The sequence below is a fragment of the Brevibacterium sp. CFH 10365 genome (assembly GCF_009299785.1).
GTDB classification, from domain to species: Bacteria; Actinomycetota; Actinomycetes; order Actinomycetales; family Brevibacteriaceae; genus Brevibacterium; species Brevibacterium limosum.
Genome location: NZ_VIGO01000001.1, coordinates 300,417 through 314,072, shown reverse-complemented (window position 1 = coordinate 314,072; position 13,656 = coordinate 300,417). Strand labels below are relative to the sequence as shown.

The window sequence follows — 13,656 nt, the reverse complement described above, 5'->3', positions numbered from 1 at the left end:
TCCGGCACAGCACCAGTTCGATGCGTCACCCGATCTGGTCAGCCAGGTCCTCGAAGTCGTCGGCGACGACGTCCCAGGCACCTGACGGATTGAGATCCGTCGTTTGTTCAGGGCCGTGCTCGGTGGGGCGACGGACGAAGGCAGTGCGCAGCCCGAGAGCCTGCGCCGCGTCGAGGTCGCTGTTGTGTGCGGCGACCATGGCGACCTGATGCGGTTCGAGGCCGAGGATGTCGACGGTGCGCAGGTACGCGTCGGGATCGGGTTTGTAGGCTCTGGCCACCTCGGCGCCGAGGATCGCATCCCACGGCAGGCCCGCACGTTTGGCGACGTCGAGGGCCAGGCGAAGGTTCGCATTCGACAGCGGCGCGATGATGAAACGCCTCTTGAGCCTGGTCAGTCCGGGAACTGCATCCGGCCACGGATCGAGTCGGTGCCAGGCAAGATTGGTTTCGTCGAGCACTTCGGCCGGGATCGAGGAAGGAATCACGCCGAGGCCCTCGAGCACCGCCTCGAGATTCTCCCGATGGAGCACATCGAGTCGGGCGAATTCTCGCTCACCGCTGCGAATCCGCTCCATGGACGGCTGGTACTCCGCTCGCCAGCGATCGGCGAACTCCCGCGGCACGAGGTCGGGAACGTGGCCGCGCAAGTGCACGGCCACCTCGACGGCTACGCTCTCACGCCAGTCGACGACGGTGCCGAACATGTCGAAGACGAGGGCCTCGACCGAATCGAATCCTGCGTTCATGGCTTCACGGTAGTCCGAGCGCATCTGACCGTCCATGTCAGTCCGTACGCATAGACTGACCCCATCGGGAACCGACACGGAACCAATCGACACGGAACCACACGGCATCGGCGGAAGGACCTGACCGTGGGATGGAGCACGAGCGAATTGGCGCGCCTGACCGCCACGACGGTCAACACCATTCGGCACTATCACAAGCTCGGCCTGCTCACCGAGCCCGAACGGATGAGCAACGGCTACAAGCAGTACGGGGCGTCCCACCTGCTGCGGCTCAACCAGATCCGGCGGATGCGTGAACTGGGGATTCCGCTGTCCGACATCGGTTCGGTCGCGGACGACCACGAACAGCAGCAGCTTGCGCTCAAACAGCTCGAGAGCGACCTCGGCGACCAGATCGCGGCCTTGGAGAAGGCCCGCTCCGAGGTGGCCCAACTCCTCGAACACGGCGCGCCGATCGATACGGCCTCCAGCTTCATCGACATTGCCACGAGGATGTCGAGCGCCGACCGCAGTCTGATGAACATCTACTCGAGCCTCTACGAAGACTCGGCGTTGGCGGAGATGAGAAGCATCATGTCCGAGACCGCGCCCTATGACCAGGAGGTCGACGAACTCGCCGAGGATGCCGATGAAGCCACCCGTGCGCGACTGGCCGAGCAGATCGCCCCGACGATGAAGCGTCATCTTGAGGCCAAACCCTGGATGCTCGCACCCACCGAACGGATGACCGGGGACGTGAAGATGGGCCAGGCCGCCATCATCGGCACGATCAGCGAGCTGTACAACGAAGCCCAGATCGACGTCATCCAACGAGCCTTCATCTCCGTCTTCCCGACTCTCGACATTCCGGACGACGATCGCGAACGATTCATCGCCTTCATCAAACAGATGGCGGCGGATGAAGGAAACTGAGGCAGAGAGCTGAGGATTCGCTGGGTTCGCCGATGAGGGCTTGACCCTGTTCCGAGAACACGGTCTGTACTGAACGTATCGACCATCAGATCCGGTCCATCGGGGCCGGCTCTGCCGAACACGTTCAGGAGGACGCCCATGAACCCCATCATCGAATTCTTCCAAGGCCTCGCCGCCCAGGTCCCCGATCTGCTGCAGCCCTTCATCATCGCGGCCGCCGGCGCCATCCCCTTCATCGAGGGTGAGGTCTCGTCGATCATCGGCGTCTGGGCGGGGATGAACCCCGTCCTTGCCGGTATTGCAGGAGCTATAGGCAACTTCATCTGCGTCACCGTCATCGTGCTCCTCGGCGCCAGGGCCCGCCGTGCCGTCGTGGCTCGTCAGAACGAGAAACGTGAACTCGCCGCCGTCGGTGCCGCCCCTGCAGCGCCTCCAATGATGTCTGCACCGTCGAAGGCCGCAGCCGATCTGTCAGGAATCGACGGTCCCGTCGACCATTCGACGATTGACACTCCCGCCGATATCACTGCAGGTGAAAACGTCACGGAGGGTCGCCTCGGTGAGGGTGGGAAGCCCGAATCCAAGGGGCGGGTCAAGTTCAAGAAGTTCCTCACCCGCTTCGGGGTTCCCGGTGCGAGCCTGCTCGGACCGCTCGCGATTCCCACTCAGATCACGTCGACGATCCTAGTCAGCGCCGGTGTGAAGACCTCGTGGATCCTGCTCTGGCAAGGCATCGCGATCATCGCCTGGACGACCCTGACCACGCTCATCGCCACCGGCTCGCTCGCCCTGCTGGCGGGCTGAGGCCGAGCGCTCACAGCTCCAGCACCACCGCCGATCGACCCGGTACCACCTCCCACCCATCACCGAGTCCGTACGAGAAAGGACGTCCCATGACCATCGCCCACCGACACCGGAGCCCACTGACTCTCTCCGCGCTCGTCATCGTCGCGCTGGGTCTGCCGATCGTCCTTCCGTTCTCGGCGACGATCATCGGGTGGACGATGCAGCTGCCGATGCGACTGAACTTCGCCGAGTCGATGCTGGCCACACTCGGAGTCTTCAGCGCCTGGTTCGTCGTCTCCCGAACGATCGACGTCATCCTCGACGGCAGCGCGATCAGCGGAACGCTCACCGGCCGAGCCATCTCTGCAGCAGCGTCCCTGCTCCTCCTCGGCGGCGGTTACCTGCTCATCATCGATTCGGTGCCGCTGTCCGTCCTCATCGCGGCAGTCGTCAGCGCAGTGATCTTCGTGCTGAGCACGATGATCGACCTGAGCATCCGCGGTCGGGCACATGTATTTCCCGTCTTAGGCGCGCGCCGACGCCTGAGATCGTAAGATGGAATGGATGTCTGATACCGGGAGAACCCACACCTCGTCGCTGGCCGTGCTCGGTGCGCTGCTGTTCATCACCGCCCGCAGCCTCGATTCCGCCGGCGCGCCGGGGATCCCCGCGAGTGCCGACCCTGCGAAGCTCAGCCCCTCCGACCGGGAGACCCTCGCCGAGGTGGAGTCCGCGCTGACCGTCCAACTCGAGGACTCAGCGACGTCCGTGACGTCAATTCTCGCCGAGGTGGCCGCGGCGGTAGCGTACGTCCGTGGCAGGGCGGAGGTCCCGAGTCTCACCGCCAGCAGGTATGACAAGGTCCGCACAACGGTGCTCGACAGTTTGGGAACGACCTCAGCGAAGGGCGCGACCATCTGGCCGCCGACCAGTCAGACCGCGGTGCAGCGGTTCGGGTCCTGGAACGAAGCACTCAAGGCGGCAGGACTGGCGACGAACAAGGTCGGCCGTGCCAAGGGGCAGCTGCGGTTTGACTCGGTCGCCTACGACAAGGCGATCGCCGCCTTCGTCGCCGACTGCGAATCGCGCGGTGTCGGAGCCACCTACAAGTCCTATACGGAGTACGCTGCCGAGCACAAGGGCGAGGTGCCCTCAGCTGCAGCCGTGCGTAAGTTCTATGGCTCGTGGAACGCAGCACTCGCCGCTGTGCGGTGAGGGGCGAGATGTCGAACAGGGCTTTTCCGCCGCGCTCGCCCGATTGAGAGAACTGATCCTGAATCAGAGAGGAACGAGATCATGAGCACAGCAGCTTCCGCGGACGGTACGTCCATCGCCTACGAACTCCTGGGCGAGGGTCCGCCCGTCATCCTCGTCGACGGGGCGATGTGCTACCGCGAGGCAGGACCGATGCGCGCGATTTCCGACCAGCTGCAAGGCACTCACACCGTGTGTCTGTACGACAGGCGCGGCCGTGGCGAGAGCGGTGACACCCTTCCCTATGCGCCCGCCCGAGAAGTCGAGGATGTCGAGGCTCTCATCGAGGAAGTGGGCGGGCGAGCAGCTCTGTTCGGGATGTCGTCGGGCGGTGCTCTGGCTGTTCGGGCCGCGGCGAAGGTCGGCTCAGCGGTGACTCACCTGCTCGTCTACGAGCCTCCCTTTTCGGCAGAACCCGCCGATTCCAACACCGTGGAGCAGGCGGAGAAGGTGGCCGCGTGTCTCGAAGCCGACGATCACAGCGGAGCGGTCGCAGCCTTTATGAACCAAATCGGTATGCCCCTGCCGATGATCGAGGGAATGCAGCAGTCGCCGGAATGGGAGACCTTCACGGCCATTGCGCCGACTCTGGCCTATGACAACGAGATCATGGCGGACGGGGCGATTCCGGAGTCTGCCTCCGAAGTGTCCGCGCCCACTCTGGCGCTTGCCGGAGGAGACTCGACTGACTCTCTGCGGTGGGGTGCCGAGGAACTTGCCCGGGCGGTGAGCCAGGGACGGTTCGACACCCTCGACGGCCAGGCCCATGACGTCGATCCCGCAGTTCTTGCCGCCCGGCTGGAGGAATTCCTCAAACTTCACCGCTGACCGGTGGGCGCGTCGAAGTCAGCTGCGCCGATGACTGACCCGCGCACCTGAGACCTCACCGCCCGGCGGCGAATGCCTCCAGCCGGTCGCACGCCGTGTTGATGGTCTCCTCGGACACCGCGAAGGTCAGGCGCAGGTAGCCTTCGCCGGCAGGGCCGAAGGCCGAACCGGGAATCGTCGCGAGATTGTGCTCCTCGAGCAGTCGAGTGGCGAGCTCCCAAGAGTCCAAGCCCCATTCGGACACGTTCACCCACGCGTAGAACGTCGCCGCGGGACGCAGCAGGCTCAAACCGTCGATGGCATTGATGCGTTCGACCATGAGCTCCCGCCGCCGCGCATATGAGGCGACCATCTCCTCGACCGCGGTCTGCGGTCCCTCGATCGCTGCGAGCGCTGCCTTCTGGACGAAACCGGGCAGGCTCGAGGTCAGCCCCTCCTGCAGCAGCGCCATCGGGGCAATGAAGTCGGTCGCACCGATGACGAAACCGCACCGCCAGCCTGTCATCGCATAGGTCTTCGAGAAGCTGCCGACGGCGAGGAACCGGTCGAAGTCGGGGCGCACCTCGGCGATGGAGGTGAAGACAGCGTCGTCGAAGACCATCTCGTCATAGACCTCATCGGAGATGACGGTGAAACCGTGCTCATCGGCCAGCTCGGCGATCTGTTCGATGTCGGCGCGGTCCATCACCGAGCCCAGAGGGTTCGAGGGGCTGTTGATGATGATCGCTGCGGTCTTGTCCGTGATCGCGGCGCGAACATCCTCGGCGCGGAGTTTGAAGTCGTTGTCCTCAGTCACGGGGACGGACACGGCCACCCCGCCGAGGCGGTGCACCTGACCCATGTAGTTCGGGAAGCTCGGGTCGGGGATGATGACTTCCTGGCCAGGGGAGACGGTGATGTCGAGGGCGAACGTCAGTGCCTCCATCGCGCCGAAGGAGACCATGACGTTCTCGGACGTGATGCTGCGATTCCACCGCGCCGAGTACTTCCGGGCGATCGCCTGACGCAGTTCGGGGATGCCGGCGTTGGCGACATAGCGGGTGTTGTCATTCTCGATGGCGCGGATTCCGGCGGCCTTGATGTGCTCAGGGGTGTTGAAGTCCGGCTCGCCGACTGTGAGCTTCACGGCGTCGGGGAAATCGAGCGCGAGGTTGAACATCTTGCGGATGCTCGAGGCGGGGGAGGAGGCGGCCATGGGGGAGATGCGGCTGTGCGAACTCGTCATGGCCTCAGTCTGCACCCGATTCTGCAGGTGCGACAGAGGTCGGTCACAGCGTAAGACCGCGACTGCAGGTGAGCAGTTTCGCCAGCCGGATTTCTGGGCCGATACTGCACTTCAGCTTGGTGGACCGACAGCAACTCGGTCCCTGGGCCAAGCTGTTGTCGGTCTACCAAACTGGTAGCGCGGATTGCCGGAGAGCCCCGCACGTCGGCTCGCCTGGTGGACGCTGACGTCGAAGCCATCCCGTCACTCGTGCAGCCCGGCCAGGCGGGAGCCGAAGCGGGCGAGCAGGCTCGTCTTCTTCGCCCCGATTGCGGACTCCCAGGAGTCGGCGGTGCCGAAGATCCTGTACATCGATCGGATGCCCAGCCAGCGGATCGGCTCGGGCTCCCATTGACCGGAGAAGTGATCGTTCCACGGCAGCCCGGTCAGTGGGGTCGAGGCCCCGGAGGCCCGATCGAGCAGTGTCTTCGCGGCCAGATGCGTGGCCGTCACTCCGTGCCCGGCATAGCCGCGGGCCACGCCGATCCGCTGCTGCCGATCGAAGAAGATCCCGGCGCACCAATCCCGTGTCACTCCGAGCGCCCCGCGCCAGGCGTGCGCGACCTCGAAATCGAGGTCCGGGAACAGCGAGGACAGGCGTCGGGCCAGGAGGTCGACCACCTCGGCGGGAACCTTGCCGTCACCGGGCAGTCCCGACCGATAGGCATACGGTGCCCCGCGGCCGCCGAGCGCGATCCGATCATCGGCGGTGCGCTGGGCATAGATGAAGGTGTGCGCGGTATCGCCGAGGCATTCTCGCCCCTCCCAGCCGATCGACTCCCACGCCTCGGCTGACAGCGGTTCGGTCGCGATCATCGACGAGAACACCGGGATGACCTGCCGACCGCTCAGCCCCGGAAGCTCGCCGCCGACCGTGTCCGAATAACCTTCGAGGCACACGAAGATCGTGTCCGCGTACACGGGCCCGCGGTCCGTGGCGACCGAATCTTTGCGGATATGCCTCGCCGAGGTGGCTTCGCAGATGGTCACGCCCGATTCCCTCAGGGTCCGGGCCAGACCCTGAGTGAGCAGCGCCGGATCGATCGCGGCGGTGCCGGGGAAGAAGATGCTGCCGAGAGCACCGTCGACGTCGATGTGTGCGCGGGTGGCTTCGGCATCGAGGAACTGCATGTCCTCGGGCCCGTAACCGAACTTCTCGTTCCCCTCGAACAGCTCGCGCAGCCGGGACAGACCGGCCTCCGATTGGGCGATGTCGATATGGCCACCGCCCACCTGGTGGGCGTCGATGCCCTCGGTCTCGCACACTTCGAGCACCTCGTCGATGGAGTCGAAGAGAGCCGACTGGAAGGCCCGCACACTCGCCACCCCGTCGAGCCCTGCGGACCCGACCGGCCCGGTGGGATCGTCGCGGCGGGCACGGTCGACCGCCTCGGCGAACTTGGCCCTGTTGCCCGGCATCAGGGTCGACAGCCATCCGCCGTTGCGGCCGGAGGCGCCGTAGCCGATGTGGCGGGCCTCGATGATCGTGATCGACCAATCGGGATGGGCCTGTCTGGCGTAATACGCCGACCACAGGCCGGTCAGCCCGCCGCCGACGATGACGAGATCCTGTTTCTCGCGCGGCAGCGGGGCGGGGACGATGTCTTCGGCGGGGGAGGCCGCCAGCCAGTGCGAGGCTTCACCATTGAAGTAGGACACGGATCAACTCCTGAACTCGAGGCGGACCAGTCGGTTACCTACGGAAACAGTTCTATCTCACGTCCAAGGCGAAGTAAATGGTTGCGCCCGAATGTATCGACTGTTGATATCGTCCTGGCTTCATGCTGAATCCTCTGACTGCTCAGGTTGGCGGCCGACCAGCGAGCATCCCCAGCTCACCTGTCGTCGACGGTGCCGGTTCAGCCGCATCATCCCTAGACTGGGCTGAGGGCCAAACGCCCGGCAGACAAAGCCATTGCGGAGATTCAAGCCATTGCGGAGATTGAAGGAGGCATCGTGGCACGGACAATCGTCGTCACCGGAGCAGCATCGGGAATCGGGGAGGCGACCGCCGACATCCTCGAACGTCAGGGAGACACCGTGCTCCGCGTCGACCTCGAGAAGGGAGACGTCACCGGTGACCTGGGGGACCGGGACTCCATCGCACAGGTCGCACAGAAGATCGCCGACATCAGCGGCGGTCGCATCGACGGCCTCGTGGCCAATGCCGGCGTCTCTTCGCCGACCCCGCTGTCGCCGAAGATCAACTACATCGGCACGGTCCGGCTCATCGAAGCCCTGCGTCCGCTGCTCGTCGAATCCGGGGCGCCGCGGATCAGCGTGACCACCTCGGCGGCGACGCTGCAGGGAAACGACGAGAAGCTCGTCGACCTTCTGCTGGACGGAGACGTCGAGGCGGCCCTGGCCCGCGGTGCCGAACTGGCCGAGCAGGGACCCGAGGCCGGCTATGCGAACTACTCGAGTTCGAAGCGGGCGATCTCGCGGTGGATCCGCCGAGTCGCGCCCACCGACGACTACGCCGGGCTGGGCATCGGCATCAACGGGGTCGGGCCCGGTCAGGTGCGCACCGCGATGACGAAGGAGCTCTTCGCCTCCGAGGAGGGACGGAAGCAGGCTGCGACAGCCATGCCCACGCCCTTCAACGGCCCCGCCGACGCCGAGGACATCGCGGCGGTGCACGCGTTCCTCGTCTCCGCGGCGAATTCGCGGATGACGGGGCAGATCATCTTCGTCGACGGCGGTTTCGACGCCCTCAGCCGCGGCGATGACATCTGGGGCACTGCCTGAGCCGATAGTCCGCTCGCCGGCCGAGATCGCGAACCGGGATAGGCTTGCAGGTGACCCGTCCTTGATGAAGAGGAACTCCGATGATCGACCTGGCTCACCCCCGCGACCTCCTGATGATCGGAGCGATCTTCGGTCTCGCCGCTTTCGCCTGGGCCGGTTGGGCGCAGGAAGCTCCGCCGAAGGGCCTCATCTTCCGCCTCGTTCTCGCCGGTCTCACCGTCGCGGGCCTGTGCCTGATGATCCCGAGCATCCTGACAGTCATCGGGAGCTGGTCGGACTCGAGTGCCCTCACCACCGGGAGTTCAGCGTTCACGCTCTACCTCATCGTGTTCTGGGCGGAGGTCATCATCGGGGCGGTGGCGAGCTTCTTCCTCATTCGCACCGGACAGGCCGAGATCGTCGCCCCGCTCATCCTCGCGATCGTCGGCGTCCACTTCTTCGCGCTCGCCGTTGTGTTCGGGCAGCCCGTCCTCCACTTGGCGGGAGTGCTGCTGACGCTCATCGCAGTCCTGGCCTTCGTCCTGCCGCGCGAGACTGCCGCGCCGAGCTTCTGGTGCGGGATCCTCGGCGCTCCGGTATTCCTCGTCATCGGCCTGTGGTGTCTGCTGGCCGGACGCAGTGCGTCGGCAGCCGGCTGAGGCAGCGGTCGACGTGCGAAGGCCCGGTGCCGTCCCGCACGGGCTGGGACGCCCGTGGCCGCCACGGCTCCGGCACCGTCTCGGCCGGGGCTGGGGCCGGGTCCGGGACGCCGAAGCCACTGACATTTCCAGTCCTGGTGTTCTATCGTGAGTGAACCGTGACGAGTCGGGCCGAGTACTGGCATCGCGACCGCCTATATGAAGGAGCCGAAATGAAGACTGCTCACCGCCTGGACAACCTCGGCACCGAGACCGCGTTCCGTGTGGCCCAAGCCGCCGCCGAGTGGAAGGCACAGGGCAACGAGGTGTTCCCGTTCCACCTCGGCGACCTCAACTTCCCCATGGGCGGTCATATCGTCGAAGCGCTCGAGCAGGCCATCGCCGACGGCAAGACCGGCTACTGCCCCGGACCGGGCATCCCTGAACTGCGGGAGGCGCTCGCCGATGACATCGGCTACCGGCGCGGAATGACGATCGATCCCGCCGAGGTGGTCGTGACCACCGGAGGCAAACCCGTGATCACGAAATTCCTCCAAGCGGTGATGAACCCCGGTGAAGGCGTGCTCTACCCGAACCCGGGATTTCCGATCTACGAGTCCCAGATCGAGTACCTCGGCGGCACGGCGCTGCCGTACCGGTATGTGCCGACCTCTGACGGCTTCGCCATCGACCTCGATCACTTGCGGGCGTCGATCGATGAGAACACCACGGCCATCATCTACAACGATCTGCAGAACCCGATCTCCGCCGAATCCACTCCGGGCGAGCGTGAGGCCATTGCCGCGATCGCGCAGGAATTCGACCTGTGGGTGCTCTCCGACGAAGCGTACTTCGAGATGCGCTATAAGGGCCGTTCTCAGTCGATCGCCGCTCTGCCGGGTATGCGCGAGCGCACCGTCATCCTCTACACGTTCTCGAAGAAGTACGCGATGACCGGTTCGCGGCTCGGCTGTGCGGTGGCGCCGAAAGAGGTCGCCGAAGCGATCTCGACCATGAACACGAACGACGAATCCTGCACGAACCAGTATGTGCAGTGGGCGGGGATCGCTGCGCTGCGCGGACCGCAGGGACCGGTCGGCCAGATGTTGGAGGTGCTGCGCAAACGTCGCGATGCCACCTGCCGTCTCATCAATGAGATTCCCGGGATGAGCGTGGCGACTCCCGGGTCGACGTTCTATGTCTTCCCCGATGTCACCGAGGCGATGGAAGCGAAGGGGATCGCGACCCTGGCCGACTTCTCCACCGAAGCCCTGCACAATACGGGAGTCTCATTCTGCACGCGTGAGCACTTCGGTTCACCGCAGTCGGGGGAGGACCGCTCCTATATTCGTCTGGCCTATTCGGGCATCGACGAAGCCGCGATCACGACCGGGCTCGGCCGCCTCAAGGAGTGGATCGCTGTGGGCGAGTAGCTCGTGTGGCGGGCCTCTGTCCGATCCGGACCCGTATCCAGCCGGGCACCGCGGGGGACGGGAGCCCGGGCATGGCCGACAGAGCCCAGCCGAGCCTGGCCTCTGGCTCGGCTATGACCAGCTGTGCCACGCAGGTCGCCGAGTGCTCGGCAGCGAGTTGTGACGGCGCCAGTCGTGGATCCAGTCAGGAAGTTCGGGTTCGTTCTCCGGCATCCCGAATGCATCCACGAGGTCGTCCCTGGTGAGCGGGCCGTTCTCGGAGATCAGGCGTGTGGCGACGAAGGCCCGGGCAAAGATGTCTCCGTCGACGACCATGCGCTGTTCGAAGAACACTGTGCGCTCGTCGACCCCGCAGACCTTGGTCTCGAGGCTGTAGCTCTGCCAGAGTTTCAGCGACTTGCGGAAGCTGATGGTCTCGGCGCTGACGACGCCGGTCCATCCGCGGTCCCGCATCGCCTGCCATGCTCCGCTGCGCACCATCATGTCGAGTCGCCCCAGATCCATGATCGAGAAGTACTTGCCGTTGTTGAGATGCATGAAGATGTCGATCTCGCCCAGGTGAACGCGCATGGGGAGGGAATACGTGTCCCAGATGTCGCGTGCAGAACGTCGCCGGGATCTGAGCAGGTGCAGGAGCATGCGTAGGAAGTGCATGCGAACTATGTTACTTGACAGTAGATTTACATGGAAACGCATCCCGGGTGGGAGAGAGTTTTCACGGTTGGGGGTGAATGCTTCCGCGAGCGGGGGAGCCGCCTCGGCTGGGAGTGAACGATTGCGCGAAGGGGAGAGCCGCCTCGGCGAGGGGTTCGTTCAGTCCTTCGCGGGCTGGGGTTCGCGGCCGGGGATGAACGGTGATTCCTCGGGTTCGGGGTGGCGTTTCCACTGGATGAGCATGATCGCCACTCCGAGGGCGACGGCGCCGATCGCGCCCCACACGTTCGTGCGCAGGCCGAGGATGACGAAGCTCGGGTCGACTCGGATGGATTCCCACACGATGCGACCGGCGCCGTACCACATGAGGTAGACGGCGAACAGGCGTCCCCACTGGAAGAAGATGTGCCGGCCGAGGTAGAGCAGGACGAGAGCGCCGAGACTGTTCCAGATGACCTCGTAGAGGAACGTCGGGTGGAACAGGGTGCCGGGAGGAGTGCCCAGCGGAATGGCCGGATTGCCGGGATCGATCTCAAGCCCCCAGGGCAGGGTGGTGGGCAGGCCGAACAGCTCCTGGTTGAACCAGTTGCCGAAGCGGCCGCAGGCTTGGGCGAGGATGAGGCCCGGCGCCAGTGCGTCGAGCAGGGTGGTGAGTCTGAGGCCGAGTCTGCGGCACATGATCCACGCGCCGAGGGTGCCGCCGATGAGGGAGCCGAAGATGGCGATGCCGCCCTCCCAGATCGCCCACACGGATCCGGGTTCGAACGGATTCCAAGGGTTGCGGCCGGGGCCGAAGTAGTCGGTGTAATGCGTGATGACGTGGTAGATGCGGGCGAAGACGATGGCCATCGGCACGGCCAGGGTCGCGATGTCGAGGACCTGCCAGTCCTCGACGCCGCGCTTGGTCAGGCGGCGGTTGGTCAGTACGATCGCGATGATGATGCCCACGAGGATGCACAGCGCGTAGAAGTGGATCGTCAGCGGTCCGAGTTGGAAGCTCGAAACGGATGGGCTGGGGATCGTCGCCGAGATGTCGTGCGGAAGGGTGGTCTCGGCGAGGAGCGCGCTCGTGGGAACTGCAGGCATGAGGCCAGTCTATTTGCACCCGCCTGAGAATCCCTTATGCAGCCGCCAGTCCGCCGTCAGTCGTCTCTTCCGCGCGGATGCTCCGGCGGTGGCGCAGTCGGGCCCGCAGCCGGTGGCCGACCTCGATCAGTGCGAAGCCGATGATGAGGATCCCGAGGGTGACCAGCCCGTACTCCAGAGGGAACGATCCCGGGGCGAAGACCGGGTCATCGGCTTCATCGAAACTGGCCAGAAGCAGGTACAGAGTCTGGAAGACGAATGCCCAGAGGTAGGCGACGGCATAGCTGAGGTGGGCGGCCAGCCGCGAGCGGAGCAGGTAACCGAGCCCGAAGGCCCCGAGCACGGTGACGATGGCGATCATGATGAACATTTCCTTGGGATAGGTGGTGAGTTGAGCAGAGAGATTCCCGGTCCGGACAGGTGCGGCAGCGCGGCCTCGGTGCGACCGGTGACGAGCAGGAGCAGATCGCCGAGGCGGCCCTCGACCGGTGCTCCCGATCCGACGGCGAGCTCCGCGTCCGTGGCGGTGAGCCGGATTCCGCGCAGGCGTCGCTGTGCGTGGAAGGGCCAGCCCATCGACTAGGCGCGGTCGAGGGCGGTGAGGCCCGCGCTGGTGGGGATTGGACGGTCGATTCCCAGCGGCCGTGTGATGTCCTGTCCGTGGACGATGATGTCGAGGAGGGCGTTGTCCGGATCGGTCAGCGGCGGCAGGTGTCGGGAGGCGGCGGTGCGGCGGAGTTCGGCGACGATCTTGTCGGTCGCTCGTTGGGCGTAGTCTCGGGCGATGTCTCGGCCGAAGGCCCAGAGGTCGCCGCGGGAGCGCAGGAGGCCGACGGCGATCTGTCCCAATGTAGGAGCGGTCGGTGTCATGGCCAAGTGTGCTGCCACGTCCCGGACGCTCCATTCGGAGCACAGGGACTGAGTCGCCCACTGCTCGGGTGTGAGTGGGTCGAGTGTCTCGGCCAGGCTGAGGCGTTCGGCTTCGACAGTGGACCACAGTGCATCGTCCATGATGCTTTCTCCTCTGTGAAGAGCGTTACTTCTGTTCTTCTGTGCGGGTTGACGCGTCTGTGTGAGATGGCGTGTCGGTGCGGGATGGCCGGTCTGTGTGGGGCGACGCGTCTGTGTGGGACAGCGCGTCGGTGTGGGACGCCGAGTCTGCGCCGGAACGCCCGTCTGCGGGGACGGCCCGTTTCGGATTTCGAGTAGTTATTCGTGATCGGTGAGGGCGGTGGAACGAACAATAATAGTCAGATAGTCTGACTATTATAGGAGCCGCAGTGAAGCGGCACAAGAGCTATTTCGAGCGGTGGGGGAATGCTGATG

General features: G+C 65.1%; 16 protein-coding genes. 8 read left to right on the top strand and 8 right to left on the bottom strand.

The features are described 5' to 3' along the window. Positions 1–25 precede the first annotated feature (25 nt). Positions 26–748, bottom strand: a complete 723-nt coding sequence (locus FHG09_RS01290; RefSeq protein ID WP_152345887.1) for a haloacid dehalogenase type II — start codon at positions 746–748, stop codon at positions 26–28. A 126-nt stretch (positions 749–874) separates the two neighbouring features. Between FHG09_RS01290 and FHG09_RS01285 the strand changes: the two genes are divergently transcribed. The 5 genes from FHG09_RS01285 to FHG09_RS01265 all read left to right on the top strand — a co-directional run bounded on the left by FHG09_RS01285 (position 875) and on the right by FHG09_RS01265 (position 4,528). Continuing rightward, positions 875–1,660, top strand: coding sequence for a MerR family transcriptional regulator (locus FHG09_RS01285; RefSeq protein ID WP_193627236.1), 786 nt, complete (start codon positions 875–877; stop codon positions 1,658–1,660). A 138-nt stretch (positions 1,661–1,798) separates the two neighbouring features. Then, positions 1,799–2,464, top strand: a complete 666-nt coding sequence (locus FHG09_RS01280; RefSeq protein WP_152345885.1) for a small multidrug efflux protein — start codon at positions 1,799–1,801, stop codon at positions 2,462–2,464. A gap of 89 nt (positions 2,465–2,553) precedes the next feature. Then, positions 2,554–3,000: a hypothetical protein gene (locus FHG09_RS01275; protein ID WP_152345884.1), complete on the top strand. Its 447-nt coding sequence runs from the start codon at positions 2,554–2,556 to the stop codon at positions 2,998–3,000. Positions 3,001–3,010: 10 nt separating this feature from the next. Next, positions 3,011–3,661 carry a homing endonuclease associated repeat-containing protein gene (locus FHG09_RS01270; protein WP_227492480.1) on the top strand — a complete coding sequence of 217 codons (651 nt, stop codon included), beginning with the start codon at positions 3,011–3,013 and terminating at the stop codon, positions 3,659–3,661. 81 nt (positions 3,662–3,742) lie between these two features. Beyond that, positions 3,743–4,528: an alpha/beta fold hydrolase gene (locus FHG09_RS01265; protein WP_152345882.1), complete on the top strand. Its 786-nt coding sequence runs from the start codon at positions 3,743–3,745 to the stop codon at positions 4,526–4,528. Positions 4,529–4,583: 55 nt separating this feature from the next. Here FHG09_RS01265 and FHG09_RS01260 read toward each other — a convergent pair whose 3' ends face one another. Both FHG09_RS01260 and FHG09_RS01255 read right to left on the bottom strand, forming a co-directional pair. Next, complete coding sequence (locus FHG09_RS01260) at positions 4,584–5,753, bottom strand: pyridoxal phosphate-dependent aminotransferase (protein WP_152345881.1); 1,170 nt, start codon at positions 5,751–5,753, stop codon at positions 4,584–4,586. 243 nt (positions 5,754–5,996) lie between these two features. After that, complete coding sequence (locus FHG09_RS01255) at positions 5,997–7,451, bottom strand: NAD(P)/FAD-dependent oxidoreductase (RefSeq protein WP_152345880.1); 1,455 nt, start codon at positions 7,449–7,451, stop codon at positions 5,997–5,999. Between the two features lie 297 nt (positions 7,452–7,748). On the opposite strand from FHG09_RS01255, the gene FHG09_RS01250 reads away from it, so the two are divergent. From FHG09_RS01250 to FHG09_RS01240, 3 genes are all read left to right on the top strand, one after another. After that, complete coding sequence (locus FHG09_RS01250) at positions 7,749–8,540, top strand: SDR family oxidoreductase (protein WP_152345879.1); 792 nt, start codon at positions 7,749–7,751, stop codon at positions 8,538–8,540. 80 nt (positions 8,541–8,620) lie between these two features. Further along, the gene (locus FHG09_RS01245) at positions 8,621–9,178 is read left to right on the top strand and encodes a hypothetical protein (RefSeq protein WP_152345878.1); all 558 of its coding nucleotides are present in this window, start codon (positions 8,621–8,623) and stop codon (positions 9,176–9,178) included. 212 nt (positions 9,179–9,390) lie between these two features. Further along, positions 9,391–10,590, top strand: coding sequence for a pyridoxal phosphate-dependent aminotransferase (locus tag FHG09_RS01240; protein ID WP_152345877.1), 1,200 nt, complete (start codon positions 9,391–9,393; stop codon positions 10,588–10,590). 111 nt (positions 10,591–10,701) lie between these two features. Here the strand turns inward: FHG09_RS01240 and FHG09_RS01235 are convergent, their stop codons facing one another. From FHG09_RS01235 to FHG09_RS01220, 5 genes are all read right to left on the bottom strand, one after another. Next, entirely contained in the window at positions 10,702–11,244 is a 543-nt protein-coding gene (locus tag FHG09_RS01235) for an acyl-CoA thioesterase (protein WP_152345876.1), read from the bottom strand. Positions 11,245–11,403: 159 nt separating this feature from the next. After that, positions 11,404–12,330 carry a prolipoprotein diacylglyceryl transferase gene (lgt, locus tag FHG09_RS01230; protein ID WP_152345875.1) on the bottom strand — a complete coding sequence of 309 codons (927 nt, stop codon included), beginning with the start codon at positions 12,328–12,330 and terminating at the stop codon, positions 11,404–11,406. A gap of 34 nt (positions 12,331–12,364) precedes the next feature. Continuing rightward, the gene (locus FHG09_RS01225) at positions 12,365–12,691 is read right to left on the bottom strand and encodes a hypothetical protein (protein WP_152345874.1); all 327 of its coding nucleotides are present in this window, start codon (positions 12,689–12,691) and stop codon (positions 12,365–12,367) included. Beyond that, positions 12,688–12,906 carry a hypothetical protein gene (locus FHG09_RS19905; protein ID WP_227492479.1) on the bottom strand — a complete coding sequence of 73 codons (219 nt, stop codon included), beginning with the start codon at positions 12,904–12,906 and terminating at the stop codon, positions 12,688–12,690. The genes FHG09_RS01225 and FHG09_RS19905 overlap by 4 nt, the downstream gene beginning before the upstream one ends. 3 nt (positions 12,907–12,909) lie before the next feature. Continuing rightward, positions 12,910–13,341 carry a maleylpyruvate isomerase family mycothiol-dependent enzyme gene (locus FHG09_RS01220; RefSeq protein ID WP_227492478.1) on the bottom strand — a complete coding sequence of 144 codons (432 nt, stop codon included), beginning with the start codon at positions 13,339–13,341 and terminating at the stop codon, positions 12,910–12,912. Positions 13,342–13,656 lie beyond the last annotated feature (315 nt).